This window comes from Fibrobacter sp. UWB10 (assembly GCF_900182935.1).
GTDB lineage: Bacteria > Fibrobacterota > Fibrobacteria > Fibrobacterales > Fibrobacteraceae > Fibrobacter > Fibrobacter succinogenes_O.
The window spans coordinates 441788-464289 of sequence record NZ_FXUE01000002.1 but is presented as its reverse complement, the minus strand read 5'-3'; the positions used below and the strand labels follow the sequence as shown (position 1 = coordinate 464289).

The window sequence follows — 22502 nt, the reverse complement described above, 5'->3', positions numbered from 1 at the left end:
AACGTATATAAAACTTATACAATGGGATTGTGGGCAAATGAGAGACATTTTTTCGATTATATTTATATTTTTAGCGGTATTGCTAGCTATTTGCGGAATAATAGCCCTCAGATCCAATAAATCTATCGGAAAATCAGTCGCAAATCTCTCTTTTGCCACATTTTTACCGGTTATCGGCAACCTAATTCTTCTCGTGTCCGAAAGCGAAACGCTTTCTATTATAGGGTGCTACACTTATTTTGTCGGCATGACCCTGATGGCACTCACCCTAATCAATTTCTCGTTTACGTACTGCGATATTGATTGGAAATACCACTGGGTACAAAGAATCATCTACGCCGCCCTCGCTATCGATGTCATTCAATTCGCCTTCAATCCGATATTCGGACAAGCCTTTAGCGTAGAACCCATCACCGTCGAAAACGCCATTTATTATAGACTTGTCCCCTATATCGGACAAATTTACCACCGAATGGCCGTATACACCGCTTTATTTATATCTCTCGCCATTTTCTTTGTCAAAAGCATTCGCGTTCCAAGAATTTATGCCGAAAAGTATTACGTCATCTTCTTGACCATGTTGCTTGCGGGCGCATGGCAGACTTACGCTATTTCGTCGAGATTGCCCATTAACCATTCCATGATTGGACTGAGCGTATTCGTATTCTTGCTGTTCTATTTTTCGATTATCTACCGTTCGTTCCAGCTCTTGGACAGAATGCTTGCAAACATTGCCGCCAACATGTCCGAATCTCTGTTCTTCTTTGACATGAACGACCGCTGCATTTGGGCAAACAGCTACGGCATGAAATTCCTGCAGCTAAGCCCGAAAAGAATGGATTTGGCCCCCTTGATGCTCGCAAACCTGTTCGATGACTTTCTTGATCCAGAACCCGAATGGAAATCAAAGCAAGTTCTCGGCACCGGAATCGACGCCAAATACTATTCCCTCGAAAAGAGAATCTTAAAAGACCTCAAAGGAAACCAGGTCGGATCGTTCTTTAGCGTAAAAGACATCACCAAAGATGAATTGCACCATTTGCAAGAAATCTATAACGCCACTCACGACAAATTGACTGGCCTTTTCACCAAGGAAACCTTGTTCAAGAAAATCAGGGACTTGGTTGACGAGAGAAAAAACACCCAATATTGGATTGCCTATTTTGACATCAAGGATTTCAAAATCGTAAACGACATCTTTGGAAACGCCATGGGCGACAGCGTATTAAGAAATGTGGCACAATGGCTCCGGGAAAATTCCACCAAGGAATGGGTTTACGGGCGCTTAGGCGGAGACGACTTTGGAATCTGTTTCCCCGCAGGAGACGCAAACCTGAAACAGCTCGAACGCAAGTTCTCTCGCCACGTCATTTCGAACGGATCTATTGAACACCGCATTTTAATGCACATGGGAATCTACAAGATTACGGAGCGCGACATCGATATCGCTATCATGTTCGACCGCGCACAGCTCGCCCTGACCTCAATCAAGAACGAATACAACAAGCATATCGCCTTCTACGACGACGACATGCGCGACCAGGTTCTTTGGGACCAAATGATTTCGGCCCAGCTTGAAAAGGCCCTCGAAGAAAAGCAATTACAGCCTTACTTGCAGCCCATTGTCGACAACAACGGAATCATTATCGGAGCCGAAGCGCTTATCCGCTGGGATCACCCGAGAGAAGGGTTCCTTCAGCCAGACACCTTTATTCCGACTTTCGAAAAGAACGGCATGATTGCCGATATAGACAAGTACGTTTGGCGTGCGGCATGCGAGATTCTTTCGACTTGGACAGGCGAAAAATCCCACATGTTCATTTCAATCAATATTTCGCCCAAAGACTTTTTGTTTATGGATGTCTTCGCCGAAATTTGCTCCCTGATCGAAGAATTCAAGGTCGACCCGTCTCGCTTGCGTATCGAAATCACGGAAACCTCGATGATGACCGATATTGAAAGCCGAATGTCGATTTTGAACAAATTCCGTGAAAGCGGATTCATTGTCGAAATGGATGACTTTGGCAGCGGTTATTCGTCGCTAAACCAGCTCAAGGATATGCCGCTTGACGTTTTGAAAATCGACATGAAGTTCCTGAGCAGTTCCAAGAACAGCCGAAAAGCAGAAATCATTTTGCGCAACGTGCTCAAGCTTTCGGGAGATCTCGGACTTTCTTCGCTCACCGAAGGCGTCGAAACCGAAGCCCAGTACAACATGCTGAACAAAATGGGTTGCAACCTGTTCCAAGGCTACTACTTCGCAAAGCCCATGACCGTGGGCGAATTCGAAAAAGTATGCGACACTAAGGTCGCTTAAAAAAGCCGTAAAGCTATTTGAATTCGTAGTGCAGCGAACCGTTTGCACTATCTGAAAGCACCATGTATTCGCTTCCGCCTTCGAACTTCAGGTCTTCGATTTCATAATCCGAATCGAGAGTTTTGATTTTCAAGCGGAATGTTCCGACCCAGTCTTCTTCGTAGACACGGCTTTTTTCACCCGTGCGAATTGTATCTTGAATCCACACTTTATAGTCAGAACCGTCGTCAGCAAGAATACCAACTTCGACAACGGTCTTGCTCGATTTATTTTCAATCTGGAGTCTTGTCGACGAATCAATAAACCAATGCGTTAAACAGCCCGAAAGCGTAAGGCAACAAGCAAGCAATACGGCAAAGATCGAAACTTTTTTCATTGCACCATTCATCAGTTGCCTCCTTCTGTACTACCCGTAGAGCCACCCACCTTTTCGTAGCGGATACCCTTGGCCTCTATTGTCTTGGGAGCCGAGTTTGCATTCAACGGAGTTATTTCGCTATACTTATTCTTGTCGAACGGTTTCACGACACCTGTTTCCATCGGAGCACTGCGGGCAGCGCCGCGATTAAACAGCCAACCATCGATAGAAGCAAGGTTAAATTTGAATTCCAAAAGGAAGGTTCCCTTGGCACCAAAGAAGTTGTCGTAATCGTAGGCGGCATTGTATGCAATGCGGGCAAACAGCAAATCGATTGCACCACCCCACAACCAGTCATCTTCTACAAACACTCCATCTCCTTCAACCGTCCTCTTGTCACGACGCAAGCATGTTGCCTCAAAACCAATCATGCGCGAAGCATCTGGGTAAAACTTGAGGGCTGCGCTATGGAACCAGTTATCGCTCAAGTCCACTGCGACTTCGGCATAAAGCTGCTGGTTATAAAGATTCTGTTCCCAAGTGACGCGCATAGAATCAATATCGCCTTCGTCGTCGGCATTGTACAAGGCAAGCGACACATTCGGCAAATAAGTCAGCAGGCCCGATTTTTTACCGCCATAAACGGCACGACTTTCTAAGTCAAGCGAAAAGCGGAACAAGCGCCAATCGGTGCGATAGAAATTCGCCTGAGCGCTGAACTTGCTCCAGCGCAAATGAGCCCAGCTGTACGCCAAAGAATCGTCTTCGTGCGGGTAAATCTTGCCGCGGTGTTCCAGATTCTGGTGCTGCATACCAGCCGCAATCGTCCAATCCAAATTGGCATCGGTAAAGGTCAAGCCCCAAGTGACAACAGAACGCTGGAGAGAAAATTCATTGTACTGCGGGAAGAATAAAAAGTCTTCGCCATCCCAACCGGAGCGGTCATACCAAAGGAGAGCGCCCATATGGCGGTTCTTGCCCACTTCGCCGGCACCAAAGCCAGCAAAATGATGATTGAACGCAAAGCCGTCATGTTCGCCATACTTGCTGTCTAACGGCAACTGGCTAGAAGTCGGCGTGTAATAAAAGCCGAAATCAATGTAACCACCTCGCCCACCACGCATAATATCGCGGATTTCAGTCAAGTGGCGATCGCGAGTCACCGCACCGTCTTTTGCAAGGGCTTCGGGCTTAATGCCGTCGGCCAAAGCATATCCGACAAGCGCAAGCGAAATCAAGACAGACTTCAATACAAACTGCATGCTGGAAATGTAGTTTTTTAGACGAGAGGCGAGAGACGAAATAAACGAAACTTGGAGCTTTATAGCTCCTTAGTTGAGTTATCCTCTATGAGGAGACGAGAGAACTTATAAATAATTCGCCATTTTGAACCTGCAACCAGCTATAGTTCTAGACTATAACGAGGATTACTATATTTGGCGGCATGAATGAACAGGAAAAAGCTTTAATAGCTGCGTGGAGCAGCCACCCGCGTGAATGGGAAAAAAACACCTGGGTATACCCGGTCATTAGCCGGCGTGCAGGCGGTCTTTCGCTTGGTGTAAATTTAAACCCCGACCACCACTGTTCTTTTTCGTGCGCATACTGCCAAAGCGGTCCGCAAGAAGGTCACAAACGCATTCCCGTCGACATCGATGCGGTTGAACGCGAACTGCGCGAATTTCTCGTTTTTTATGAATCCGGCGAATTTGCCAAGTGCAAAGCATTCGAAAATGTTCCTGCCCAAAACAAGCTCTTGAAAGACATTTGCCTTTCGGGCGACGGCGAATCCACTATTGTCAAGGAATTCCCGGAAATCTGCCAGCGCATGCGTGAAATTCAAAAGGAATTCACGCCGAAACTTGGTGATTTTAAGTTGCGCCTCATCACAAACGCTAGCCACCTCGAAAGCCCTGCGGTAGAACTTGGGCTTTCTCGACTGCTGGAAAGTGACGGCGAAATCTGGGCAAAGCTTGACTCCGGCACCGAAGATTGGTTCAAAAAAATGAACCGCTCTCCCCTGCATCTCGCCAAGATTCTAGACAACCTAACTAAAGCGATCAAGATTTATCCGATTTGCATTCAGACCATGCTCTGCAACTTGCAAGGCGAAATCCCGAGCGACCAGGAAATTGAACGCTATATCGAAAACTTGGCAGCCATCCATTCTGCAAGTCCGAACCACCTTGTCGAAGTCCAGCTGTACACGGTCATCCGTGACCCATTGCTTAAGGGCGTAGAAGCTCTCCCCAAAGAGTTCCTGGAAAGCGTAAAAACAAAAATCACCGACGCTCTGCCGGTGAAAGTAAGATGCTTTTAAACGAAAATCGCCGCTAAAAAGCGGCGTTTTTTTTAAATCAGCTCTTCAGGCGGTAAGTGGTCAACGCTTTCCGGTTCCTGGTAGCAAGTTTCAGGCACCTGAACCTGCATCTGGAAGTAAGCCTTGTGTGCCGCAATCACCTTTTCGCGAGCAAAGGCAGCATTCTGCCATTCACCAATCTGAACGTCCTTGCCTTCCAGTTCCTTGTAGTTCTGGAAGAAGTTACGCGTAATGCGCAAGAACATCTGGTCCACATCAGAAATGTCCTTGATGGGGCGCGGATTAAAAACGGGAACGCCCAGAACCTTATAGTCCTTGCGGCCACCGTCAGTCATGTCGAGTGCACCAATCACGCGGCAGGTGCAAACCGTACCCGTCTGCATCGAGGCGGGGCTGTAAATCAGCATATCGATAGCGTCACCATCGTCAGCCTTGGTGCTCGGGATAAAGCCGTAAGTACAGGGGTAGCTCATGGAGCTCAGCAGGCAGCGGTCCAGGCGGAACACGTGCAGGCGTTCGTCATATTCGTACTTGAGGTTGGTGTCTTTACCGATTTCCACGACGCAGTCCACTTCGAACGGGTACTTGCGACCAATCGGAAGATCCAGATAGTTAATTGCCATTTATACTCCAAAAGGCCCACTTTGAGCCATATTATCTTTTTGTTATAAATATAAGTCCTAATTTAGTATTTATCCAAAATTTGTAAAGGGCTGTTTACTTTATTTGGTTCTCTATTGGCTATCTGCTGCGCCAACGAGACGTCGACACCTTTTCAATCATGCCAAAGAAGAACTTGGGTTCACCCCTATCGGGGCTATATCCCACTTCAAAGCGCAAGCGGTCAACCGCGGGCACCACTAGATGGACGCCGCCATAGATGGCACCTTCGTAGTCATCCCAACCGGGGCGACCCGAGCTCCAAAGCAAGCTGCCGTCGAGACCTGCCACCAGTTGCACGCCATAGAAGAAATTCACGCCCAAGATGCTTGCCGGCTGACGGTCGAGCAGGATAAAGCGTTCTTCCAAATTGAGCAAGGCTTCGTGCGCTCCCAAGCGTTTCGAATCGCCATAACGGCCTCGGTAGGAATTCACGCCCCCATGCGAAAAGTAATCGTAGAATTTGACATCGCCCGGGCGGTAGCGAACTAGCGCCGTCGCACCGGTCACAAAACGACTTACGGAATAGTAGGCACGAGCATCGGTCAAAAGTTCCCAATAGTTTTCGCCACCCATTCCTTCGCAACTTTCGCCGTCAGACACATCGCAATCGGAATCTTGATTGTCTCCGGCGCCCACATGAGTCATCATGTATTCGTAATAAATGCCCTTGCGAGTATCAATCTTGCTGTCGCGGTAATCAAAGGCAAAGCCCGCACCAAATTCAGGCAAGAAGGCCGCATTCTTCAGGTTCCTACCCACAAGCGTTCCCAGAATGTACAGGTGAGGCATGAATTTGTAGTCCAAGTCCAAATCCCAAAGCCAGCTGTTGTCATAATAGCCGCGAATGTCATCGTAACTATCGGTGTGCGAAAATTCAAAATTCCAACCCAGCGGAGTCCCGAACAGATAAGGAGAACTTGCGTAGAAAGCATACTCGTTGTTGTCGAGGAAATGCCTAGTCGATGTACGGAACTGGACTTCGGCACGAATATCTTCGCCAAGCACATTCAAGTTCGCAAGAGCAAGGCCAAGCATAAGCCCGTCGCGCTCGGTCGTTTTGCCAGCAGGAGCCGGAATCCAGCGGAAGATTTCCTTGAAATGATACGTGAGATTTCCGCCTTCACACCCCGCCGAGATCTCGGTAAACAAGTCCAAGTCTTGCAGACGGCGTTTTTCTAGTTCGAACTTTTCTGCAGAGAACGGCGAGCCCGCCTTATTCAAGAGTTCGCGTTCCACCACGCGAGACTTGGTATGCTCTAGGCCCTCGAACTGGATCGAGGAAATAACCGTTTCTTCGGGGCAAGCACTCGTTTCAGCAAAAGCGAATTCAGAAAAACCCGCAGTTACAACACATGTAAAAACAATTCTTTTCAGAAAATCTAACACAATTATGAATATAGAAAAAGCTTGATATTTCCTAATCACCAACGGACTTCGTCCTACTGTTTACTGTCTACTTCCTACAGTCCACTCAGCTTTTTTCTATATTTGCGTGCGTAAAACAGATCCCCCTGAGGTTTTTATGTTAGATTTTCTCGCCAACTACTGGCCATTCCTTATTGCCTTATTTGTCATCGTATTGGGTGTTTTCGCATTCCGCGGTGTCCGCAAAGCCCTCAAAGAAGGCGGTGGTGCATTCAGTCTTGAAACAATCAAGAAGAACACCGAACCCAACTTTGCCGCTCTCAAGCAGAAGTCTCGCGCCCTGCTGGCCGATGCCGATATGATTTGCGAAGTCAAGGAAGGTTCTCACCTCGTGGTGCCCAAGAAAGAAGACCTCAAGTTCTTCCGCCGCGCTGTGTCTCAGAAGTACAAGCTCGCCATGTTCCTGGTGCCCGGCACCAACAAGGTCGCCTACTTCTTCTGCAAGACCGAACAGGGCCTGCGTCGCCGTATCGACAACCTGGTAATCAACCAGAAGTTCCACGAAGGCAAGAAGCCTTACAACGACGTTGCCACCGGCGAAAAGCTGAAGTTCCCGCGCTAGTTATTGATCTTTAATCAATAGACTTTAGTGAATTACAAAGATTTAGCACTCGCCGAAGAAGAAGGCAAACTGGAAGCCGCGATAGCGGCTTCTCGCAATTTATTGATTGAAGCGCCGACCGGCTCGGGCAAGTCGCTATTTATCCCCTACTTTTTAAGCAAGCATTGCAAAGGCCGCGTGGTCGTATTGCAGCCACGCCGTATTGCAGCACTCGCGCTGGCGCAGTTCTCGGCAAAACTCCACGGAGAAAGCTGCGGCAAGACCGTCGGCTACCAGTTCAGGCAAGACAGTTGCAAGAGCGCAGACACGCGCATACTCTTTCAGACCTACGGTAACTTTCTGCAAGAGTTGCTACACGGCAAGCTGGACGCCGAATGGATTGTCTTTGACGAATACCACGAACGCAAGGCTGACATGGACTTGCTGTTCGCGTATTTTCTTAGACGAGAGACAAAAGACGAGGGACGAGAGTGGCCACGTATAGCAGTGATGTCGGCGGCGTTGAACCGTTCCGAACTCGAAACGGTTCTCGGCGTCAAGTGCCTGAGCCTCGGCCACCCGCTCTACCCCGTCCAGATTATCAACCAGACTCCGGCCACGGGGACATCGCTTGTTTCGGGCGTTGGACTTGACGCCGAAGTGGTGCGGGCGCTCCGCACACTCTACCGCAACAACATCTGGCAGACCACGCTGGTATTCTTACCGGGCAAAGCCGAAATCGCCCGCTGCCACACCGCCGCCGCCGAAGCCCTCGGGCAGAACTGCGCCGAATTTCTGGAGCTCTACGGCGGACAGGACCGCGAAACGCAAGACCGCATTTTTGAAGTCACTGAACGCCCGCGCGTCATTTTCACCACAAACATTGCAGAAACATCTATCACTGTTCCGAATGTAACAGGCGTTGTCGACAGCGGCATTGAACGCGTGAGTTTGTATGATGACAGCGAAAAGGTGAATGTTCTGCGCACACTTCCGATTTCGATGCAGAACGCAATTCAGCGTTCGGGCCGTAGCGGTCGTACGCAGAACGGATGCGCCATTCGCCTGTGGAGCGAAGAATCCGAAAAGCGCATGCCCCAAGGAATCGTGCCCGAAGTCCTGCAAATCGAGCCCTCGGAATTGCTATTGCAGAAGGCGGCATTAGAGACTCTCGGCGGGGAAAGGAGATCCCGGAACGAGTCCGGGATGACAGAAGGAATAGTACTTCCGACTGCGATTCCGGAAGCACGCGAAAAGACGGCGACGGCACTCCTCGAAAAATTCGGGATGCTCCAAGACGGAGCCATCACCGCACTCGGGCTCAAAGCAATCCGCACGCCCGTTTCTAGTATTCCGCTCGCGCTGCTCCTCGCGTCGGCCCAAAGCAAAGCGGACCTACCCGACTTGCTCCTCGCCGCGCTCGCCTGGATTCACTCCGGCACAGAGTTCTTACAGAAAGCAAAAGTCGCCTACGACATTCTGACTCTCGCAAGCGATACTTTGTCCAAGAACAGGGATGTTCCGCGAGAAGTTTCGTTCACACTCCGGCAGTTGCGCGACTACCGCGACGGATTAAAGCAAGATCCTTCGACTGCGCAACAACGTTGCTCCGCTCAGGATGACACTGTTCGCAGCCTCTTAAAAGCTTTCCCGGACAGGCTCGCGACTCCAAGCGGAAACGCCTACAAACTCGCCAACCAGAATGTGATTCGCCTGCAAGTTACAGAACCGCCTTACGCGATTCTCGCACTCAGCATGCTCCGTACCGGCACCACCAAGTCCGAACTCAAGGTCAACCTTTACGCGCCCATTTCGCAAGACATGCTCGGCGGCAGCAACGCCAAGACCCGCTACGAGCTCTTGTGGCGCAGCGGACAAGAAAGATTCATCGGAGTCGAAATCAGCGAATCTGAAAACGCCGACGGTTCCACCACCGAACTTTCCCGCAAAGAAATTCTCACGCAAGATGCATCACCCAAGGTTCTCGAAGAACTCAAGAAGCTCACCGTCGACGCCTGGCGCGAAAAAATCGAGAAAGAAAACTGGAGCGGCAAATTTCTGACCGAAGCCGTTCAGACGCAACTCATCAAAATGCGCCTTGCCGCCAAACTCTACCCCGAATACGGCCTCCCCGAATTCAACGAAGAAGACATGGAACTTATCTTCGATGAATTCGCAAACGGCAAGTTCCTGCTCCGTGACATTAACGAAGACCGTTACCGCAGTATCGTCGAAGATTATTTCGGCAAGTCCATGTTGCAGTGGCTGGGCAAGACATTCCCCGACCATTACATGCTCCCGAACGGCAAGCGCGCTCGCTACAGCTACCAAGAAGTCGCCGTCAGCGATGACGGAAAATCCGTGCAAAGCATCGAAGGCGTTCTCGTCGAAATCTCGGCCCGAATTGAAGACTTGATGCAACTCCGCGGCGAGCACAAGATTGCCGACGGCAAATTAAAAGTCCGGTACGACATTCTCGCACCGAACTTCCGCACAATTCAAAAAACTTGGGACTTAACCGGATTCTGGCAGAACACCTACGCCGAGGTGCGCAAGGAATTGCGCGGCCGCTATCCCAAGCACCCCTGGCCCGAATCCGTTATTTAATCGTATAAATCGTCAGGGTCTTGCTGTATTCATAGCCGACAACGAGTAATGCCTGGCCTGCAATCGGGCTCTTGTCAGCCGGAATGAAAAGGATTCCCTCGGGGCCGCGGTCTAGCGGATCCAAGTAGTAATCCACCAGTTTCGGGGCTTCCGGGTCCGTAATATCGAACACCGCAACACCGCTCGTACGTTCCAAGCCCGCAAAAGCATAGCGACGTCTACCGACCTCGCCCACGGTCACGTTTTCGGGTTCGCAGCCTTTATCGCTGCTGCGCTTGTCCATTTTCGCCTTGCCTTTCTTGGAATTCCAGTTGAAGTATTCCGGCGCAATCTTAGCCAAAACACGTTCGAACATTTCGCCAGAATCCCAGAGCAATTTACCCGTTTCGCCATCAAAAATGCTCACGGAGCGAGAACCGAATGTATAAGCGTAAGGACACTTGCCGTTGTGGGTACGGTACTTGCCCTCATCGCAGCGTTCCAGCGAACTGACCGAAAGATCTTTCAAATCCGTAGTCATCTTTTCCGTAAACACGCTTTCATCCAAACGGCCTTGCGCCACAAGTTCCGGCACCGTCGTTACATCGGTCCAAACCTTGTAATCGTTTACAGGAGCGCCTTCGTTCGCGGTCATCACAAAGTGCCTATCCCCCGCCATAAAAGCGGCAATGCCATCGGGCTGGCGCAAGCCACGCAGCGGGTAGTAATTCTTGATATCAATCTTTCCATCGCTCACGGCATCAATTGCAAAACCATTTCTGGAATGGTCCACAAAGCCCAGCGAAAACACCTTCTTGATTTTCTTTGCCGGCACATCAATGATTGCCATGGCGTTATTTTCTTGCAGGCTCACCCATGCCAATTTGGAATCATCGGACACGGTAATGTATTCCGGTTCCAACGACTTTAAAAAGCCCTGATTTCCGGGAGCGCGAACACCCGACTTCTTAAGCGCATTCGTATCGAGCTTATCAAAGCCCAAAATCGACAATTCTGCATTTTTCCACGATTCAGCATTTGCCTTAGCAACCGACAAGAACGCAATACCACCTTCGGGGTCTACCGCAAAATCCTGACTAGGCGAACCTTCGCAAGCCACCAGCAAGTTCTTGCCATCGGGCGTAAACTTAATCATATCTGGCTGGCTACAAACCTTGTATACACCAAGCACTTCCAAGCTGTCGGCATAGCGCATCACCTGCACCTGTCCGTCGCGCCATTCCTCTATTTCAAGCATGCTCACCGCGACCAAGTCACCATGGACTGTCACGCTAGAAGCATTTCCCGGAATCTCTACTTCAGAAATCTTTTTAGCTTCGCTTGGATTGCTCAAGTCTACTACTTCGACAATATTAGCATCGCCCACAACAAACAGTTTTTTCTTGGCAGGCATATACGCCGAAATTTCGGCCGTAGCCATTTTAATTGTCGTAAGCGGAGCAAGTGTATGCCCCCACTGGAAAGGCCCTGCAGGCACCGCATTTTTTGCAAAACAAAAGCCTGCGCACAAAAGCAGGCTTGCACTCAAAAGAACTTTATTCATTTACTCCTCGATACGAGTCCAATTACTTCATGATCAGCCACATAATCAATAGGCCGATACCCACACCACCCAAGAACGAAGACGACGTAGCCATGGCTGCAGCCCTGCGGTCATTGTCTTCTTTTTCTTTCTTTTTTTCGTTCACTCCGATAGATGTGCTTAACATTTGGGCGCAAGTTTCATTATCCTTTTTAACGGTATTGTAACTCTTTTCCCAATTTTCACTTTTCGCTTTTTCCGTTTCAATCACGGAGCGCAGGGAATCTTTTTCGAGCGTACAAGCGTCACCCTGCACCTGCATCACGCTATCGCGTACGGCAAGTTCCTGTTTGAGTTCCGCTTCTGCAGACGATTCTTGAGCCAAGGCAATGGAACTGCAAAGCGCAAGAGATATCGCGAGAATTCTAATCAAACACATCATGGTTCAAATATACAAAAAAAGGCGAATCCCCGGTTAAAATAGCCGGGGACTCGCTGTAAAAGAATTTTAGGTGATTAAAATCTTACGGCAATTCGACTTGCTTTTTCCAACGACCGTCCACACCCTTCACGTAATACACGCCTGGCACAAGAGCTTCGCCAGCCTTGATTTTGGAACCGTCAAGTCTGCGAATTTCGCGAGCCTTGAATGCACGCGGCGAGCTCACCAAGCGGCCAATCGCAGTCGTTCCCTGAGAAGAACTCGATTCTTCCACAGACGAACTAGAAGCTTCGCTGCTAGAGGACTGTTCTACCGACGAAGACGATGCTACGCTACTAGAGGAAGCTGTTTCACTCGACGAAGATGCCACGCTGCTAGACGATGCGGCTTCGCTCGAAGACGACGCCACAGAAGAAGACGAGGCAACCTCTTTCTTATTCGGATCCGTCAAGACCACATGGAATTGATGAATCTGGATTTTTGAAATAGAATCCGGAATATCTAGACTTTTGAGCGCGTTAGTCAAAGACGAGAGAGAATCCAGCCCATAAGATGCAGTCATTTTCCATTTTATAGACGTAGTAGATACAACCGTATAAGCTGTATACGTATACCACCAGTCAAATTGGAACTCGAAAGTCCTTGACACCATCAGATCTTCTGCCTTATAAGACCCATCTTGAGGGAGCGAGCCCTTTCTGAAAGCCAAGATATTGTACGAATTCGATGCATTGTAACCAGGGAATTCAACCATGTTCACATCCATGATATAGGTCGCATAGTCATCGTTATCCGCATTCAAGTCCCAAGACAAACTCGACTCATTCCACTGTGCAATCTTGTACAGATTATACTGTGTTTCTGCACAAGATGCCGTTATTGAATAAGGCAAAGAAAGCGAGATTTTTTTGTCTCGGAATGGTTTGATTGATTCGTAACTCTTATAACGCTTAACGGACGAAGAATCCTTCTTGGAAAGATCCTTCGAACCATACCACTGGCCTACATCCACATAGGCCATTTTGAGTTCAACCAACGGTGTTGCAGAATTGGGCAACGTATCGCAGATATTGCGAATGTAGGTTTCGGTCTCTTCTTGGGCAAAAGAGAGTGCAGCGGCAATAAAGCCGATCAAGCAGATTTTTTTAAACATACTATTCTCCTTACCCCTTAAATATATATAAAAATTTACGAAAGCGTGGCTAAAATTCGCTTCCAGCCGTCTTCCGGAATCTGGGCGCCCATCACCTGGACCACTTCATTCGAGACAACACTGCCCAAATTGCCCGATTTTTCCATATCCCAGCCGTTCATATAGCCGAAAAGGAATCCCGATGCCCACAAGTCGCCTGCACCGGTTGTATCGATAGCCTTGGCAGCACCTGCCTGAACGCGAGTCACCTTGCCGTCCTTGGCAATCAGGGCACCACGCTTGCCGATTTTCACGACAGCGACCTTCGCCTTCTTAGCAAGAACTTCGAGGGCGGCTTCTTCCTTAACGCCAGCATAGGCGAAAGCTTCGTCTTCGTTTGCGATAATGATGTCAATCATTTTTTCGGCAAAGAGTTCGTCAAACAGTTTGCGGCAAGCGTCAACCACGCCAAAGCTGCTAAAATCGAGAGCGGTTTCTACACCCAGGCTGCGGGCCAAGGTGAACGACTTTTTAAAGCAATCCGCATTGAATGCACGATAGCCTTCGGCATACAACAGGCCCACGCCATCGTAAAGGGCGGGTTCAAAGTCTTCGCTAGCAAGAAAATCAGAAGCGCCGAGGTAAGTCCACATAGAACGCTGGGCATCGGGCGTCACCGCAGAGAAAACGCAACCGGTAGCAGCATCCGAAAGACCGACCTTGGATTCAACACCGTTGTCCTGCAAGTGCTTCTTGAAAATGTTGCCCAGTTCATCGTTTCCGACCTTCGAAATAAAGGCAGCCTTGCCACCCAGGCGAGAAAGTCCGACCATGGTATTGCAGGTAGAACCACCCGGCACGCGAAGCGGGTTCTTGAGCGAGCCCAGGAACTTTTCCATCTGCGGCCAGTCGACCATGTTCATGCCGCCCTTCTGCACACCCTGTGCTGCAATCCAAGCGTCATCTACGTTGGCCAAAATATCAACAAGGGCAGCGCCCATACCTAAAACTTTCTTCATTAGAAGCCTCCTCTGCGGCGGCGCAACTTTTCGCTCGCCTTAAGTAAAAATTGACGTTCGGTTTCGTTCAGCGAATTGATTCCCTCGCGGTTGACTTTAGCAAGGATTTCATCCATTCGCTTGTTTTCGTCTACATAAAAAACTTCGCCTTCAATAGCATCGTCCGGTTCTCTACTCGATTCCTTACGAGATTCGCTTTCGGCGCGGCCACCCGGATGCACCGTAAACTTCGGGCCATGCATTTTTGCGAACGCCTTGCCGAGGTTACCGAAGCCGCGTTCATAAAAGTACATGTAAAGGAATCCGCCTACGACACCACCCAAGTGGGCAAAGTGCGCAATGCCATCACTCGAATGCGCCATAAACACATCGACCGCGACCATGAACCACATGGCATACTTGATTCGCATCGGGAAAAAGAAGAACATCAAGAGCATACGATTCGGGAAGAACTTGTAGTACGCCACAAAGATTCCCATCAAGGCACCCGACGCTCCGATAATCGGGGCGTTCGTCATACCGAGCCAATACATAGCCAGGCTAAACACCGCAGCAAAAATTCCGCAGAAGAAATACATTCCGGTAAAATGCTTGGTGCCCATCATGTCGGCAACTTCGCTACCGAACATCCAGAGCATGAGCATGTTGAACAAGAAATGCATAAAGTCCACATGCACGAACATGTAGGTCACAAAACGCCAAGCCTGTTCCGGCGCAAACGGCCAGAAGGCGCCAAAGTAGGCCACGTATTCACGAATGCTACCAGCACCAACACCGGGCAAGTTCAATTGCAAACCAAGCAAGCCTCCGATAAAGGCCAATCCAAAAACAACGGCATTGCTAATCAGCAACACTCGCAAAACTTTAGGTAAAAATCTGAAAGGTCTCATAGGTAGTAGACAGTGATTAGTGGTTAGAAAATGTCATCCTGAGCGAAACGAAGTGAAGTCGAAGGATCTCTAGTTGAAGGTTAATAAAGGGATTACTTCAGCGGGGACGTATTTAGCGAGAATTTCGTTTCCGTCGGATTTCTTTGCGATGCCAACCTTCAAGAGTTCGCGAACGACGGTACTAGACACCATCAAATGTTCCGGTACGCTCGACAGGAATATCGTTTCGCATTCCGGGTAAAGATTCTTGTTATTCCAGGCCACCGTCTGTTCGTATTCCACATCGGCGCTGCCACGGATTCCGCGCACCAGGAACTTCGCCCCGACACGCTTCATAAATTCCACCGTGAGTCCGTCAAAAGATTCCACCATGACATTCGGAATATTTTCAACTGACTTTTTCACGATTTCGATTCTTGCCGATTCCGAAAGCGAATACTTCTTAGATGCGTTCACCGCCAACAGCACGTACAATTCGTCAAACAACGCTGCGGCGCGTTTCACGATATCAAGGTGCCCTAAGGTAAACGGATCGAAAGATCCTGCGAATACGGCAATTTTCTTCATGCGACAAATATAGAAAATTCGCATTCATAAAAAGCCGATGCCATGCCCGGCATGACATCAAGCGTTATAGTCTGTAAATCACTAATGAAGATTCGCCGTAGCGGCGGACTTGCACAGTTTCCGCCTCGTCGGCTTCCTTGACCCATGCTGGCAGATTGCGGCTCGGTGCTTCGAACACGGCAACGCCACCCGGATTCAACCACTCCCAATACGGGCGCAAGTCCGGGTAATCCATATCCTTGAACGGAGGGTCCGCGTAAATCAGGTCAAAGCCTTCACTTGCACACAAGGATTCCTTGTCTAACGTCAAGGCATTCTTTTCTAACAAAGTAAGTTTCGATTCCAGCGACAAGGCTTTGTACGCTTGCAACACAAGTCGCGCCTGGGCATGCGCCATTTCGACCGCCACGACGCTTGCAGCGCCTCGGCTCAAAGCCTCGATACCCATAATGCCCGAACCTGCGAACAAGTCGAGCATGCGGAAGTTTTCGACACCTTGTAAAATGTTGAACAAGGCCTCCCTTGTACGGGAAGCCGTTGGCCTAGTCTTCATGGTATCCGGAGAAGGAACATTCCTTCCCCGCATAAGTCCACCAGTAATGCGAATGGGCATTGATGATTACTTTATCACAAACATTTCAAAAAGGATTGTCGTGAACATATCCTTCTTGGCGAGTTTCATTTCGATATTGCGAATACCGATACGAGACGGCGAGTTCACAAACGCGGTGATAAAGCCGTTCAATTCGGCAAAGTCAGCCGTTGTCGTAGCCTTGATCGTGTAACGCTTGTACACACCGAATTCTTCAATCAGCGGCTTATCCAGCCCAGCAAGCTGAACCTTCTGGTTCGTGGCCAGAGCCTTCATAGACTTGATTTCGTTGTTGGCTTCGGCAGTAGGAACAAACGAAGAAACGGAACCCAAGTTCACGTTGCTCACGTTGTACATACCGAAGGCGGTAATGTCGGTGGCCGGAGCGTTTTCGGGCAGCGGCGGAGTTCTGAAGTCAGAGCTGACCGCGCGAATACGATCGAGGAAAGCCTTCTGAGAAGCCGGATTGGCAGCGACACCGCGAACGTAGAAGAAGTTCGGAGCCTGATAAATACAGTCAGAGAAGCCAACGTCGTCGGGCGTTGCCGTATTCAAGAAGGCAAGGAACTGGCCGACAGAAGCCTTCTGGTAAGAAAGCTTTTCGAGCGGCAAGTAGCTGTTGTAATCGTTGCGCTTGTTGTTGAACAAGGCCTGCGGGTTGATTTCGCCAACGACCTGCTTGACCGTCACGTTTTCACGTTTACGAATCATTGCACTAGCTGCAGCGGCTTCCGCTTCGAGCGAACCACCGGCGGAGGTCTTTTGTCCAATACCGATTGCAAGAGCCGAACGAGTCGGGTCTTCGGCACCAATCAAATCCAAATACGGTGTCGGCAGCAAGCCATGCAACTGCTTGGGAACGCCAGCGACGCTCAAGAAGCAGCTAAAGGCAGCAAACACAAACAGAGCGGCAACCAGAACCGTCAAGACCTTCTTGCGAGACTTATTCTGCAGATCCTTAACGTTGGTGACATGCACCGGAGCCACAGTTTCGGACTCGACCAGGCGTTCAGCCGCGTCAATCAAGTTCAAGTGAATCATACACCCTCCATCACATTCAAGGCAGCGCCGATAGCACCTGCGCAAGAAAGCACAGCCTCAGCATCAGCTTCTTCGGTCGGGAGCCTCAAGTTAGAGAAAGAATCCATCAATTGCAGCTGGCAATCGGGCAACTTGGCACGAAGGCCTTCCACAAAAGGCATATCGGCAGCCATTTCACCGCACAGGCGAATCGTCTTGGTCACGACCGATGCGTTTTCATCGTGGGCAACCTTGATCTGTTCGGCAATGCCGTCTGCCAAAATCTGGTAAGCTTCTTCCTTGGTCTTGTTAACCAGCGGAAGAGTCGACACGCAGCGGAGCGCATGCAGGTTATCCTTGGTGAGCCAAAGGAGCGTCACACCGGCATAGTCAGCCTTGACTATGCATGTCAGTTCGGACACCTTTTCGGCATAGTCCATCAAGTTCATGAGCGAAAGCACATCCACATCCATGGCCTTAGGTGCTAAAGCCTTGCTACGGAAGCCTTTACGTAAATTATCGACCCACTGTTCACGCACGGCAATCAGCATAATCGTGTAGCCGAGGTCCGGGTCACCGCTCATGATTTTGTAATCAATTATATACGCACTGGCGTCGGCGTTGGTAATCAGCGATACATACCACTTGACATAATCATCGATGTTCTTGGCCGCTTCTGCCGGAACAAAGATCTGGCGAATAATCGACCTGAATGCCGGAATAGCCACCGAAATGGCCTCGACGGATTCAATCTGGTTGAAATCCATCCAACCCTGGAGGGCTGTTTCAAAAGCATAGACATCGTCTAGAGGGGCGGTTTCTGTTTCGAGGACAGCCGTCTTCAAAACACGGCGTTCAGTCGCGTCCAAAAGGGCGACTTTCAGAGAAGCGTCCCCCGCTTCTATACCCATGTAAATCTTCGTATCACTCATATTATCAACGACTTATGAAAAAAACTACACTCTAAAACTAATCAAAAATTACCCCAGGAAGTAGCTTTTCCAATTTTTTCTTGCCGATTCCGGGCACTTTTTGTAAATCTTCGCCCGTTTTGAAGGGTCCAAAGGCGTTTTTTGCCTCCAAAATCTTCTCAGCGAGCTTCGGACCGACCCCATTTAGGGCACAAAGTTCATCGATCGATGCCGAATTAATGTGTACCGGAAGGGTCACTTTTTTGACCGATTTTCGCTCCTTTTTCGGTTTGCTTTCAAAATTATTGTCAAATTTCGACACCAAACTATCATTCGTGGCAATGGAGTCCCGAGCAACAGTTAAGGGAGTATCGTTCCCTACAATGAACGACTCGCCCACCTCGAATGTTTCGATAGATGGAAGTCCCCACGGGAGAACTCGGACAATGATTCCAATGACCAAAAGGCAGAGCGCCAATCGGACTACGTTTTTTTCTGGTGCATTCATAAGGATAACCTCCGTTGGTTACCCTCGACCTTAGTGATTTTTAAGAGTGTCCTCCACCGCATTCACGTCTGAAGGGACATCGACCGAAATCGAAGGATACTTGCTCTGGACAATGCGAATCGGGCGCTTGCCCAAAATGCGCAACTGTTCCAGCGAGCGTTCTCGCTCCGCTTCTGTCTGTGGCAAAGACGAAAATTCGTCGCGGCACACCCTGGAATAAGCGTAGATTCCCTGGTGCTGGAACCAGCGGGCAGCGTCCTCATTCGCTACCGACCGGCTAAAGTCCACCGCGTAATCGTCTTTCACCAATACCTTGACCACCGTCTTAAGACCCGCCTCAGCCGGATTCAAAGGGCACGCTACCGTCACCCATTCGTCCGGGTGTTTTTCAAGCGTTGCCGCCACATCGCACAGCACAGAAGGCTCTACCAGCGGTTCGTCGCCCTGCAAGTTCACCACCAAGTCCAAATCGAGAGCGCGAGCCGCAAAGGCAACGCGGTCAGAACCTGTGGCAGCAGGGCCTGTCAAGATAAATTCAAATCCCGCACGCGATACGACATCTGCAATTTCTTCGGAATCGGTCGCACACACAATGCGGTCAAAACATTCGGCAAGTTGCGCCCTTTCCAGGGTACGCACAATCATCGGCTTGCCAATGTTGTCTTTACCAAAAATTTTTACCAGGGGCTTCCCCGGAAAGCGGCTTGAGCCCATGCGGGCAGGAACTATGCAATGCACAGCCATAAAATTCCACACCCCAAAGCAGTTTACGAATTAACCGCCGATCACCTTCGGAATGGCGAAGTGGTCGTTTTCCACTGCCGGAGCATTCATGAAGGCCTTTTCGAGCGAGAAACCCTGCACGGGCACATCTTCGCGGAGAATCGTAGCGCCGTTTTCGACAGCGGTCATCGGTTCCACATCGGAAAGGTTCAGGGCCTTGAGGGCTTCGAGATGGTTCAACATCTTGTCCAAGTGACCCTTCACAGATTCGATATCTTCTTCGGCAACTTCGAGCCTAGAAAGCTTCGCGAGTTTCAAAACTTCTTCACGTTCGAGCATAAAACCTCTTTTCTTACAGAACGCAATATAGCAAATTAGCCCACGATTTGTAGCGCGGCATACTTCAAGATAATGGTACGAACCGTCGGATCGCTACCGAAACGCACGTCCACACGGGCATTGTCGCCAGAACCGTAGCACTTGACAATCGTGCCCACACCATATTTCATATGGCGCACGCGTACGCCCGGATGGTACGGATTCTCGCTGTATTCATCGTAAACCACACGCGGGCCCGAAGGTTCCACCGGCTTTACAGGGGCAGCAACCTTAACCGGATTGCGGTAAACGATGTGCTTGTCATTTTTCTTGACGGAATTCGGAATCGCCGAGGGACGGTTGTAACCATAAGAGCCAAAGTTGCTCGGGCGAGACGAACCTCCGCCATAGCCGCCGCCAAAGCTTCCGGACGGTCTACGCGGATAAGACGGTATGTTCGGGCGCGGCGGACGCGAAAATCCCGACGAGCCGCCGGCAAAATCCTGATTAAAATCGAATCCCGAGCCGCCGAAACCAGAATCGGTGCAAGGCGTAAAGTCAACAACCGACGGGTCCAATTCCTTCAGGAAGCGGGACGGCGCAAACGGGCGAATGTTTCCTTGGAAGAAGCGGCGTTCCGCGTGGTACAAGTACAGTTTCTTTTCTGCGCGGGTACAGCCCACATAGAACAAGCGGCGTTCTTCTTCCATCTGTTCGTTCATCTCGGCGCCAGACATAGCAGCCGATGCACGAATCAGCGGGAAGATTTCTTCGTCACAGCCCGCGATGTGTACGGTATTGAATTCCAAGCCCTTCGCCATGTGAATCGTCATGAGCGTCACCTGGCCCTTGGAATTATCCACCTTCTTGTCAGCATCGGTCAAAAGCGAAATATCCTGCAAGAACGCATCGAGCGTTGCGCCCGGATGTTCTTCGTCGAATTCGCGGATGGCATTCACCATTTCGTCCAAGTTACCGATGCGTTCGTCTGCAGTGAGTTCGTCTTCTTTGCGCAAGAATTCCTTGTAGCCCACATCGGTAATAATCTTTTCTGCCAAAATCGGAAGCGGAGTTTCGCCTGCGGCAAGCAAAGCCTTCCAGCTCTGCACCAAGTCCGTAAAGCCCTTAAGCTTGATGGCTGAGCGGCTTCCGCTGTTGACTTCGGCGAGCAAGTTATCCCAGAAGGAGCCTTCGCCGTTGCGTTCACGTTCAAGAATGTTTTCGACGGTTGTCTTACCGATGGCGCGAGGCGGAGTATTAATCACGCGCAGGTAGGCGGCATCGTCTTTTTCGTTAGCCAGCAGGCGCAAGTATGCGAGCACATCCTTGATTTCTTTGCGGTCCCAGAATCGCATGCCGCCAAAAATGACCGACGGTATACGGCGGTCATTCAGCGCCTTTTCCAAGGCACGGGACTGCGCGTTGGTGCGGTAGAACACAGCCGTCTTGGCATAAAAATCTTCGCCCGCCTTTGCAATCACATCGGCAATCGCCGAGGCTTCGGAACGGTCATCCATAAAGTGACGCACGTGAATGAGTTCGCCAGCATCTTCTTTAGAGAATACGTTCTTTTGCATTTCTTGCGGACGAATGTTGTGCGCAATCACGGAACCCGCACCCTTCACAATATTTGCGGTCGAGCGGTAGTTACGTTCGAGTTTGACAATCGTCACCGGAGCAAAGTCGCGGTGGAAGTTGCGGATAATCTTGATGTTTGCACCACGCCAGCCGTAAATACTCTGGTCGTCATCACCCACCACCGTCACGTTCTTATTGTCGTTAATGAGCAACTTCAAGAGTTCATACTGAACATCGTTCGTATCTTGGTATTCGTCCACCACCACATAGCGGAAACGCGCTTTCAGTTGTTCCACAAGCGTCGGCAACTTCTGCAGCATATAGACCGTGTTGAACAACAGGTCATCAAAGTCCATCGCGTTGGATTCCTTGAGGCGCTTCTGGTATTCGGCATACATCTTTGCGCGAAGAACTTCATCCGGGAAATTCGCCAATTCCTGCACCACATCGGGTGTCTGCAACTGAGCAACCTTACCGCGATACAGAATCGTGTTCTTGTATTTTGAAATGGCACCATGCAATTTCTTGACTTCTGACGGTTCAAAATTATCGCCCAATTGCTCCTTCATGATTTCTTTCAGGAGCCTTTTCTGGTCGTCATCATCGTAAATCGAGAAGTTGCCGTCGTACCACTTGCCGCCCAAAGCGTCAAGCACAGACTGCTTTGAAAGACAAAGCTTCAAAAGGCGCAAGCACACGGAATGGAACGTTCCCATCCAGGCAAAATTCATGTTGCAATCGAGCAACTTCTGGATACGCGACTTCATTTCGCGAGCAGCCTTGTTCGTAAAAGTCACCGCCAGAATGCGGTCAGGCTCCACATTATACTGCGAAACAAGGTGAGCAATCTTATAGGTAATGCAACGCGTCTTTCCCGAGCCAGCACCTGCCAAAATCAGCATCGGTCCATCAATCTTTTTAGCCGCAGCGGCCTGTTCCGGGTTCAGTTCTTTATCTAAAACACTTCCATCAACAATGTTGGCCATCAAATACTCCAAATTCTACACAAATGTGCAATGTAGTAAAAAAAGAAAGACGCCCTTACCGAG

General features: G+C 49.7%; 21 protein-coding genes. 4 read left to right on the top strand and 17 right to left on the bottom strand.

The features are described from left to right. The first annotated feature begins 247 nt into the window (after positions 1–247). The gene (locus QOL41_RS06540) at positions 248–2317 is read left to right on the top strand and encodes a putative bifunctional diguanylate cyclase/phosphodiesterase (RefSeq protein WP_283429107.1); all 2070 of its coding nucleotides are present in this window, start codon (positions 248–250) and stop codon (positions 2315–2317) included. Between the two features lie 13 nt (positions 2318–2330). On the opposite strand, the gene QOL41_RS06535 is transcribed toward QOL41_RS06540, so the two are convergent. Further along, positions 2331–2705 (bottom strand): hypothetical protein, encoded by a 375-nt coding sequence (locus tag QOL41_RS06535; protein ID WP_173653862.1) that lies wholly within the window; start codon positions 2703–2705, stop codon positions 2331–2333. After that, entirely contained in the window at positions 2705–3937 is a 1233-nt protein-coding gene (locus QOL41_RS06530) for a hypothetical protein (protein ID WP_283429106.1), read from the bottom strand. Before QOL41_RS06530 ends, QOL41_RS06535 begins: the two co-directional genes overlap by 1 nt. A gap of 182 nt (positions 3938–4119) precedes the next feature. On the opposite strand from QOL41_RS06530, the gene QOL41_RS06525 reads away from it, so the two are divergent. Then, positions 4120–4995 carry a radical SAM protein gene (locus QOL41_RS06525; protein ID WP_283429105.1) on the top strand — a complete coding sequence of 292 codons (876 nt, stop codon included), beginning with the start codon at positions 4120–4122 and terminating at the stop codon, positions 4993–4995. A 32-nt stretch (positions 4996–5027) separates the two neighbouring features. Here the strand turns inward: QOL41_RS06525 and QOL41_RS06520 are convergent, their stop codons facing one another. Together QOL41_RS06520 and QOL41_RS06515 are read right to left on the bottom strand one after the other, a co-directional pair. Continuing rightward, entirely contained in the window at positions 5028–5618 is a 591-nt protein-coding gene (locus QOL41_RS06520) for an inorganic diphosphatase (RefSeq protein WP_173653859.1), read from the bottom strand. 118 nt (positions 5619–5736) lie between these two features. After that, the gene (locus tag QOL41_RS06515; RefSeq protein WP_283429104.1) at positions 5737–7044 is read right to left on the bottom strand and encodes a POTRA domain-containing protein; all 1308 of its coding nucleotides are present in this window, start codon (positions 7042–7044) and stop codon (positions 5737–5739) included. A gap of 136 nt (positions 7045–7180) precedes the next feature. On the opposite strand from QOL41_RS06515, the gene QOL41_RS06510 reads away from it, so the two are divergent. Further along, the gene (locus QOL41_RS06510) at positions 7181–7645 is read left to right on the top strand and encodes a hypothetical protein (RefSeq protein WP_173653858.1); all 465 of its coding nucleotides are present in this window, start codon (positions 7181–7183) and stop codon (positions 7643–7645) included. A gap of 27 nt (positions 7646–7672) precedes the next feature. Then, positions 7673–10231 carry an ATP-dependent helicase C-terminal domain-containing protein gene (locus QOL41_RS06505; RefSeq protein WP_283429103.1) on the top strand — a complete coding sequence of 853 codons (2559 nt, stop codon included), beginning with the start codon at positions 7673–7675 and terminating at the stop codon, positions 10229–10231. On the opposite strand, the gene QOL41_RS06500 is transcribed toward QOL41_RS06505, so the two are convergent. The 13 genes from QOL41_RS06500 to QOL41_RS06440 form a co-directional block, all read right to left on the bottom strand. After that, entirely contained in the window at positions 10224–11774 is a 1551-nt protein-coding gene (locus tag QOL41_RS06500) for a choice-of-anchor I family protein (RefSeq protein WP_283429102.1), read from the bottom strand. The genes QOL41_RS06505 and QOL41_RS06500 overlap by 8 nt on opposite strands. 22 nt (positions 11775–11796) lie before the next feature. Next, a complete protein-coding gene (locus QOL41_RS06495) occupies positions 11797–12195 on the bottom strand; it encodes a hypothetical protein (protein ID WP_283429101.1) in 399 nt (132 codons plus the stop codon). Positions 12196–12277: 82 nt separating this feature from the next. Beyond that, a complete protein-coding gene (locus QOL41_RS06490) occupies positions 12278–13348 on the bottom strand; it encodes a hypothetical protein (RefSeq protein ID WP_283429100.1) in 1071 nt (356 codons plus the stop codon). A 35-nt stretch (positions 13349–13383) separates the two neighbouring features. Continuing rightward, the gene (locus QOL41_RS06485) at positions 13384–14346 is read right to left on the bottom strand and encodes an adenosine kinase (RefSeq protein WP_283429099.1); all 963 of its coding nucleotides are present in this window, start codon (positions 14344–14346) and stop codon (positions 13384–13386) included. After that, a complete protein-coding gene (locus QOL41_RS06480) occupies positions 14346–15200 on the bottom strand; it encodes a rhomboid family protein (RefSeq protein WP_283429098.1) in 855 nt (284 codons plus the stop codon). Before QOL41_RS06480 ends, QOL41_RS06485 begins: the two co-directional genes overlap by 1 nt. 105 nt (positions 15201–15305) lie before the next feature. After that, complete coding sequence (gene coaD / locus QOL41_RS06475; RefSeq protein ID WP_283429097.1) at positions 15306–15803, bottom strand: pantetheine-phosphate adenylyltransferase; 498 nt, start codon at positions 15801–15803, stop codon at positions 15306–15308. Positions 15804–15867: 64 nt separating this feature from the next. Continuing rightward, on the bottom strand, positions 15868–16416 hold the full coding sequence (gene rsmD, locus QOL41_RS06470) for a 16S rRNA (guanine(966)-N(2))-methyltransferase RsmD (RefSeq protein WP_283429096.1): 549 nt from the start codon (positions 16414–16416) through the stop codon (positions 15868–15870). 6 nt (positions 16417–16422) lie between these two features. Continuing rightward, a complete protein-coding gene (locus QOL41_RS06465) occupies positions 16423–17436 on the bottom strand; it encodes a hypothetical protein (protein WP_173653850.1) in 1014 nt (337 codons plus the stop codon). Further along, positions 17433–18347 (bottom strand): type IV pilus biogenesis protein PilM, encoded by a 915-nt coding sequence (locus QOL41_RS06460; RefSeq protein WP_283429095.1) that lies wholly within the window; start codon positions 18345–18347, stop codon positions 17433–17435. Before QOL41_RS06460 ends, QOL41_RS06465 begins: the two co-directional genes overlap by 4 nt. 37 nt (positions 18348–18384) lie before the next feature. Then, a complete protein-coding gene (locus tag QOL41_RS06455) occupies positions 18385–18834 on the bottom strand; it encodes a ComEA family DNA-binding protein (protein ID WP_283429094.1) in 450 nt (149 codons plus the stop codon). 30 nt (positions 18835–18864) lie between these two features. After that, entirely contained in the window at positions 18865–19578 is a 714-nt protein-coding gene (locus QOL41_RS06450) for a 3-deoxy-manno-octulosonate cytidylyltransferase (protein ID WP_173653847.1), read from the bottom strand. A 30-nt stretch (positions 19579–19608) separates the two neighbouring features. Beyond that, positions 19609–19896, bottom strand: a complete 288-nt coding sequence (gatC, locus tag QOL41_RS06445) for an Asp-tRNA(Asn)/Glu-tRNA(Gln) amidotransferase subunit GatC (RefSeq protein ID WP_072797429.1) — start codon at positions 19894–19896, stop codon at positions 19609–19611. A 35-nt stretch (positions 19897–19931) separates the two neighbouring features. Continuing rightward, on the bottom strand, positions 19932–22439 hold the full coding sequence (locus QOL41_RS06440) for an ATP-dependent helicase (protein WP_283429093.1): 2508 nt from the start codon (positions 22437–22439) through the stop codon (positions 19932–19934). Between the last annotated feature and the right edge of the window lie 63 nt (positions 22440–22502).

Bases quoted from the DNA above. Each gene is read 5' to 3' on its own strand.
- QOL41_RS06540 (WP_283429107.1), top strand. From the start codon at position 248: ATGACCCTGATGGCACTCACCCTAATCAATTTCTCGTTTACGTACTGC.
- QOL41_RS06535 (WP_173653862.1), bottom strand. From the start codon at position 2,705: ATGAATGGTGCAATGAAAAAAGTTTCGATCTTTGCCGTATTGCTTGCT.
- QOL41_RS06530 (WP_283429106.1), bottom strand. From the start codon at position 3,937: ATGCAGTTTGTATTGAAGTCTGTCTTGATTTCGCTTGCGCTTGTCGGA.
- QOL41_RS06525 (WP_283429105.1), top strand. From the start codon at position 4,120: ATGAATGAACAGGAAAAAGCTTTAATAGCTGCGTGGAGCAGCCACCCG.
- QOL41_RS06520 (WP_173653859.1), bottom strand. From the start codon at position 5,618: ATGGCAATTAACTATCTGGATCTTCCGATTGGTCGCAAGTACCCGTTC.
- QOL41_RS06510 (WP_173653858.1), top strand. From the start codon at position 7,181: ATGTTAGATTTTCTCGCCAACTACTGGCCATTCCTTATTGCCTTATTT.
- QOL41_RS06500 (WP_283429102.1), bottom strand. From the start codon at position 11,774: ATGAATAAAGTTCTTTTGAGTGCAAGCCTGCTTTTGTGCGCAGGCTTT.
- QOL41_RS06495 (WP_283429101.1), bottom strand. From the start codon at position 12,195: ATGATGTGTTTGATTAGAATTCTCGCGATATCTCTTGCGCTTTGCAGT.
- QOL41_RS06490 (WP_283429100.1), bottom strand. From the start codon at position 13,348: ATGTTTAAAAAAATCTGCTTGATCGGCTTTATTGCCGCTGCACTCTCT.
- QOL41_RS06485 (WP_283429099.1), bottom strand. From the start codon at position 14,346: ATGAAGAAAGTTTTAGGTATGGGCGCTGCCCTTGTTGATATTTTGGCC.
- coaD (WP_283429097.1), bottom strand. From the start codon at position 15,803: ATGAAGAAAATTGCCGTATTCGCAGGATCTTTCGATCCGTTTACCTTA.
- rsmD (WP_283429096.1), bottom strand. From the start codon at position 16,416: ATGCCCATTCGCATTACTGGTGGACTTATGCGGGGAAGGAATGTTCCT.
- QOL41_RS06465 (WP_173653850.1), bottom strand. From the start codon at position 17,436: ATGATTCACTTGAACTTGATTGACGCGGCTGAACGCCTGGTCGAGTCC.
- QOL41_RS06460 (WP_283429095.1), bottom strand. From the start codon at position 18,347: ATGAGTGATACGAAGATTTACATGGGTATAGAAGCGGGGGACGCTTCT.
- QOL41_RS06455 (WP_283429094.1), bottom strand. From the start codon at position 18,834: ATGAATGCACCAGAAAAAAACGTAGTCCGATTGGCGCTCTGCCTTTTG.
- QOL41_RS06450 (WP_173653847.1), bottom strand. From the start codon at position 19,578: ATGGCTGTGCATTGCATAGTTCCTGCCCGCATGGGCTCAAGCCGCTTT.
- gatC (WP_072797429.1), bottom strand. From the start codon at position 19,896: ATGCTCGAACGTGAAGAAGTTTTGAAACTCGCGAAGCTTTCTAGGCTC.
- QOL41_RS06440 (WP_283429093.1), bottom strand. From the start codon at position 22,439: ATGGCCAACATTGTTGATGGAAGTGTTTTAGATAAAGAACTGAACCCG.